Source organism: Legionella drancourtii LLAP12, from assembly GCF_000162755.2.
Lineage (GTDB): Bacteria > Pseudomonadota > Gammaproteobacteria > Legionellales > Legionellaceae > Legionella > Legionella drancourtii.
Genome location: NZ_JH413823.1, coordinates 1 through 6,334, shown reverse-complemented (window position 1 = coordinate 6,334; position 6,334 = coordinate 1). Strand labels below are relative to the sequence as shown.

The window sequence follows — 6,334 nt, the reverse complement described above, 5'->3', positions numbered from 1 at the left end:
ATGCATATCCATGGTCATTGGTTTATTTTGCGTAATGGCAAAGGGAGCTATGATCCTTTATTGCATACACTGGATATCCCCCCTGGTGCGACGATTACGGCCGATCTTGATACGGATGCGAGTGGTCAATGGCTTTTTCACTGCCATCTTCTCTATCATATGATGACTGGTATGTCGCGAGTATTTCAATATACAACACTGATAGAAATTACAAAAGGGACTGCAATACCCCAGCACATTGTGAAACAAACGCCCTATGATAACAGACCCATTGTGAGGGTCGATGAAGTAAGACCGATTGATCCATCCCTTGTTCATCATCCCATGGCTCATCATACGGGCTTATGGCGCTCAACCTTTTTAGATATAGGTGCCGATCCATTTAATAATACACAACGACTGACCTACAAAGGTTTATATGGACCGGACTATAACAAACTTGAATTATTCATGAATGATGCAGAGGTTACCAAAGGACGAGTAGATAATGCCGACATTGATATTTTTTATTGGCATCTCATTAATCAATTTTGGGCAGTCAAAGGCGGAATCAACTATTTTAATCGTCCTACAAATACGCCTTATTGGCAACCCGGAATTGGCATTGAAGGGCTAATGCCTTATTTTATCAATACTAACGTAAGAGGATATTACTACTCTGGTAGCGCTAAACTAGATATTGAGCTATTGCGTGATACACAGATCACTAATAATTTTCTTATAAGGGTGGGGGTTCGCAGTATTCTTGCTTCAAAAACAGTGACTCAAGCTGCAATCGGTAATGGTTTGAATCAAATGCGCTACATCGTTAGCCCATACTATCGATTAATACCAGGCCTAAATATATTTGTAGAATATGAGCATGAACAAGACTATGGCTCTTTCAAAACCTTGCAGATTAATGCAAGAGAACCGATCAAGCAGAATACGTTAACATTTGGCCTTTCCATTTTATTATAGAGCCCCACAATTGCTTTGAAAAATAAGAATTATTTTCCAATTTGCTATACTTAATCTATCCATCTAAAGGAGAGCATTATGGATAAAAGCAAAAAACCATACAGAAGAAAAGAAAAGGCGCTTCATTCTAATAGTACAAGCAAGGAAATGAGAAAAGCCCAAAGAATAAAAAAGCGAACATGAATTAGATGAAGCACTTGAAAATACTTTTCCTGCAAGTGATGCAACTGCGAAATATTAAGAAATAATCAGTTCATCACCAATCCTACTATCTAGATTACCTCGTATGAGTGCAAAATAATATGAATTGCAGCAATAACATCCTTTAAATTTAATGGTTACCAGTAGTTGTTCCCATATTTCATTACTTAAAACACGTCGCACCATGCGTGGCCTTCTTTTCTTAAATGGGTTAAGGGTTCCCCTAGCCTCAATTGCCGTTCTTTTCGGTAAAAAGTTGCGCTCTTAAGTCAATGGTCATTTACAATACAAAAGCAATGGTATAAAATTTGAACAATCATGAAGGGCTAACACTCGCATATTACAGGAATATTTCAGATGCTCGACGAAGCGATACTAAGGCAATTTCACACGGCGTTAGATAATCAAGACAACGTAACAGTGAATCAACTTTGGGCTAATCATTCTTTTTTAGCTGAAGGGTTTACGGGCCAATATATCTTGCCTAACACTTTGGATATTACAAAAGATGTTTTTTCTTTAGAAAATACCAAAGCCGTATTTTCTAAAGCGATAATGAGTCGAGCTTGCTCTATTGCAATTGAGATCATCACTAAGCATGCTGAATATAAAAAATGGTACGCCAAGCAGTGTAAAACAATAGACGAATTAAAAAAATGTGTTTTATTTTTTAGACTCGCTTTGAAATCTGGTAATGGAGCATTAGTCGATATACTTTGGAATTTGAGCGAAAATGTTAAAAAAGTTTATAAAGAAAATTATTGTTATAACAATATAGCGAGCCTAGAGATTGATTTTGTATACGACTTTGCTTACATGCTAATGTTTCATTATTCGCAGAGACGCGACTTTATTCAGAATAGAAATTATACTATTCAATTTGCAATCCTTCCTCAAGAAGTATCCCTATACTTATTGCGAGGTGTAATAGCACAAGATGATCATGATTTTGTAAGTGCATTTGTAGAGAATTTTACGTGTATTCCAAGCTTGGAAAGAATGCTGCACACGGTTAATGCTCATGCTAACCAACAAACAGGTTCATCAAGTACTAAGGCTAAGGAGATCGCACGCGTGTTGAGTGATCGCCTTCATATTTTAAAGTGGGTAGATACGCTTCCTCAAACTCCCACCCCACTCCCTGTGCCTCAAACTCCTGTATTTCAAATGCCTCCACCTCAAGCACCAGCGCAACAGACAAAGAAGCGTCAACGACGCACCAAGCAATCCGACAACCAATCCAATTTGAAACAAACGCGAAGACGAATTCAAGAGAGTCAGCCAGCTCCTAACACAATTAAGGTTATGCAGACTGAAGTGCCAAATGAATTAAAACAGGATGGACTTAATTTTGCATCCGAAAAAGAACTAAATTTTAGGTATGATCCTAACTTGCGAACTATCTTTAGCCATCTGCCAGTGAATATACCGCCCAGGAATGAATTCGAGGTAAAAAATGAGGTGTTAATACGTTTTATTACCGCAATACGTCGTGACCAACTTGCGTATTTCGGCGTTAGATTACGCTTTGAAGATTATGGACGTATGCATGCTTCACGACTTTTTATCGAAATTATCGATGAAAAAATTTATAAGCAAGCGATAACGTTTTATCACAATTATTTATCATCTATTGAAAAAGATTCAGGGATGAGAGCGCAACAATCAGCGACATCTACTTCGAGTTCAGCGCAGGCAGATAGCCGTTCTACGTCTCTAGCCAGTGAGTCATCACAACAAGGACCTGCTGTTTCGCCATCGGCTCATCAAAGAACTTCGTTGCTGGCCCATAGCATATTTATGAGGCCAGTTTCTCCCGCAACGCCAAATACAGCGGTGCCTTCTACACCAAATATAGCCATTCCCGCAACACGAGAAAATGAAAGACCCGAGACGACACAATCTTTAGTTCCAGAGGAAGTGCCGCCCAGTCCAAGTTTTGATGTCGATGAAGTATTATCTTGGCTAGAGATGGGTTCTAGCCCCAAGCCATCATAATTTTCGACATGAACATTAAGAAGTCAAATCAATCAATATATCCGTAAAATTAAGTTATGTTGAAAAAAAACAGATAGAAAATAGCGAGTTATTGTCAATTATTAGTGGCGGTATAAAAGCGCAGAAATCAATATTATTAGAATGAAACAACTATATAATGTCTGTGTAGAATTGTACTTATAAGCAGATTTAATTAGGCAAATTGCTGTTTCTTAAGACATGATGCATTTAATAAAGCATTAAAACCCAGTATGATATCCTTAAGGATTAATTACTGAGAATTACTAATGAATTTAGTCAAAAAAAACAATAAGTCGTTTTATTTTTATGGGACGATGGATTCAACTTCCTTTGTATTTAGGGCTTATTTGTATCTTAACTGCTTATGTATATCGCTTTTTATATGAATTAACCGAACTTATTTTTCATATTAATAACCTGGATGACACACTCATTATGCTTGGCGTCTTGGACCTAATTGATGTAGTGATGATTGCCAACTTATTGATCATGGTTATTATGGGCGGTTATGAAACCTTCATTTCACCACTGCAATTAGACACCCATCCAGAGCAGCCCGAATGGCTTGGGCATTTGGATGCAGGAGGAATGAAAGTTAAATTGGCACTGGCATTGGTGGGAATATCATCCATTCACCTATTAAGAACCTTTATTGACCCTACTAAATTAGATAACTTTGGTATTATGTGGCAAGTAATTATTCATTTGACGCTCATCATTTCAGCACTGGCAATCGCGTTTACGAATAAGTTGCTGAATAATAGTCATGAATCTCCTTCTGCAACTAAGGGACATGTATCTTAAATTGTAGTTAAACAGAATGTCATTGACTAAAAATTTAGTTACTGTAAATTACGCGACAGAGTAACAATAATTTTCATTAAATAATACAGGAGTAAAAAATAATGTTGAAAGCAAAATTAGCTGCTTTTGCGGGCGCTTTAATTCTTGCTGGAACTACTTTTGCAAGTCAAGAAGTATGTCCTGAGCTAAGTGCGATCCAAGCTGAAGGCATTTCAATGTCTATGGAAATTTATGGAATTTATGCTGCATACAACATCAGTAATTATAATACCGATTCTTCTTGGGGCTTTATTATGGCGCCGTTTACAACGGATGCAGAAGACGTGGTTGACACTGCAAATGAAATCTTAAGTGAAATGACCGCTCCTGGTGTTCTTTTGCAAGAAGGCGTTTGTCAGTATGAAACAGGAAAACCAGATCTTTATGCGTTAGCAGTTCAAGATGCATTTCCTACGCCAGCGAAATTAAAACAATACATTCGCCGTTAATACATTCGTTTCACTATATCAGCGTCAAAACACCTTCTCCCCAAAAGGGGAAAAGGTGTCGCAAAGCAACGGATGAATGAGGGTGGTTAAAATGTACCAGCCACAAATGGCCCTCTCATGCATACCCTCGTATTAGGATCAGTTATCTAAATTTGAATTAACATAGCTTACTATACATAGTAAGCTATGTTAATTCAAGGTGACTTCCCAATACCCCTCTCAAACGCAGTGAGGGATGACGTTTCCCGGACTTATTGAGAAGTTACAATACAAGCACATAATTAGCCGGTTACACTTAGTTTTTTTCACGAAGTGCTTGCTCAACAGCCTTAATAAATCTTGGCGAATCAGGAGAAGTTATCGTATAAAAATAATCGATAAGCTTTCCATCACGATTGATCAGGTATTTATGAAAATTCCATTTAGGCGCCGTACCAAACCCTAGTTTTTCTCTAGCCCAAAGATAAAACGGATGCGCATTTTTCCCAGAAACAACTTCTTTCGAAGTCATTGGAAATGAAACACCGTAGTTAACCTGGCAAAAATTGGCTATTTCTTGATCACTTCCTGGTTCCTGCCCCGCAAAATCATTGGAAGGGACGCCAAGTACAACTAGCCCTTGATCCTTATATTTCTCATAAAGTTTCTCTAATTTGTCATATTGCGGTGTAAATCCACACTTGGACGCTGTATTCACGATGATTAAGACCTTACCGTGAAACGAATCAAGGGGCAAAGGACTATGTCCGCTCAAAGTATTAAATGAAAAATTATAGGCGCTATCATTGGGCTTAACTGCTGAAGCTATATTTGTCATGAGAAAACATCCTAGTAAAAAGGTCAAAAAACGCATGGGTATGTTATCCCTTGAATTAGTTTAAAGCATTGGACTTGGGATATCTTAGATTCTCTATAATAATATCCTATTGATCCTGCAAAGCAAGCTTAATAAAAAATAACTATATAAATCAAATGGGATTGTTATACCATATTAATGCATATAGGCACGATTATTCATAGCGCCAGCATGACCAAATTGAATTGCATTCTCGTAGAGGCATCAAGACTCGCTCATTCATGGCAATAGCATTGCTAAGTTTAATAAATGATATAAAAGTCCATACCATTGCATAACGGCATCCTTCCTCTCTTTTTTGGTCACATTGAACTATCAGGTTGTTAATCCTTTTTTCCAATAAGTACGAGGAAGTTCATTTGGCGTTATTCACTACTGCAACTTGTATCATAAAAGATGCCAGTGTCACTAGTTGTTGTCACAGCATTCCAGGTACTACTCCCGTTTGTACTTTGGTAGAGCAAAGGAATATTGGTGTTTGTGTTAACCCCTGCGGCAGTGCAGATGGCAGTGCTACCCGTTCCACTGCAACTCGTAGAGTCAAAGTAACCCGCACTGGCCGTTGCCACCGCACTCCAGGTACCACCTCCGTCCCTGCTTTGGTAAAGCAAAGGAGTATTTGTAGTCGAGTCAACCCCCGCGGCGGCGCAGATGGCGGTGCTGCCCATACCACTGCAGCTCGTAGAGACAAAGGAGCTATTGTCACTGCTCGTTGTTATCGCACTCCAGGTACTACCTCCGTTTGTACTTTGGTAGAGCAAAGGGGTATTGGTAGTCGAGTCAACTCCCGCGGCAATGCAAATGGTGCTACTGCCCGAGCCACTGCAATTTGTAGAATAAAAACTGCCATTGTCACTGGTTGTTGTCACTGCACTCCAGGAACTGCCTCCATCCGTGCTTTGATAGAGTAAAGGTGTATTAGTGCTCGTAGTTCCTGCTGCAGTGCAAATGGCGGTGCTACCTGTCCCAGAGCAACTCGTAGAGACAAAGATACCGGCATCGGCGA

At 38.9% G+C, this 6,334-nt stretch carries 6 protein-coding genes; 4 read left to right on the top strand and 2 right to left on the bottom strand.

Annotation, left to right across the window (positions count from 1 at the left end):
* The 4 genes from LDG_RS09460 to LDG_RS09445 form a co-directional block, all read left to right on the top strand.
* On the top strand, nt 1-960 hold a 960-nt coding region (locus tag LDG_RS09460), incomplete at its 5' end, for a copper resistance protein B (RefSeq protein WP_040535227.1).
* Between the two features lie 558 nt (nt 961-1,518).
* The gene (locus LDG_RS09455) at nt 1,519-3,159 is read left to right on the top strand and encodes a hypothetical protein (protein WP_006871085.1); all 1,641 of its coding nucleotides are present in this window, start codon (nt 1,519-1,521) and stop codon (nt 3,157-3,159) included.
* Nucleotides 3,160-3,468: 309 nt separating this feature from the next.
* Nucleotides 3,469-3,984 (top strand): TIGR00645 family protein, encoded by a 516-nt coding sequence (locus tag LDG_RS09450; protein WP_040535222.1) that lies wholly within the window; start codon nt 3,469-3,471, stop codon nt 3,982-3,984.
* A 101-nt stretch (nt 3,985-4,085) separates the two neighbouring features.
* Nucleotides 4,086-4,472: a DUF4949 domain-containing protein gene (locus LDG_RS09445; protein WP_006871083.1), complete on the top strand. Its 387-nt coding sequence runs from the start codon at nt 4,086-4,088 to the stop codon at nt 4,470-4,472.
* 295 nt (nt 4,473-4,767) lie between these two features.
* On the opposite strand, the gene LDG_RS09440 is transcribed toward LDG_RS09445, so the two are convergent.
* Nucleotides 4,768-5,289: a glutathione peroxidase gene (locus LDG_RS09440; RefSeq protein WP_233491454.1), complete on the bottom strand. Its 522-nt coding sequence runs from the start codon at nt 5,287-5,289 to the stop codon at nt 4,768-4,770.
* 404 nt (nt 5,290-5,693) lie between these two features.
* On the bottom strand, nt 5,694-6,334 hold a 641-nt coding region (locus LDG_RS19655; protein WP_040535217.1), incomplete at its 5' end, for a WD40/YVTN/BNR-like repeat-containing protein.

Excerpts from the sequence above, each read along its gene's own strand:
- LDG_RS09440 (WP_233491454.1), bottom strand. The coding sequence starts at position 5,289 with ATGACAAATATAGCTTCAGCAGTTAAGCCCAATGATAGCGCCTATAAT.
- LDG_RS09455 (WP_006871085.1), top strand. The coding sequence starts at position 1,519 with ATGCTCGACGAAGCGATACTAAGGCAATTTCACACGGCGTTAGATAAT.
- LDG_RS09445 (WP_006871083.1), top strand. The coding sequence starts at position 4,086 with ATGTTGAAAGCAAAATTAGCTGCTTTTGCGGGCGCTTTAATTCTTGCT.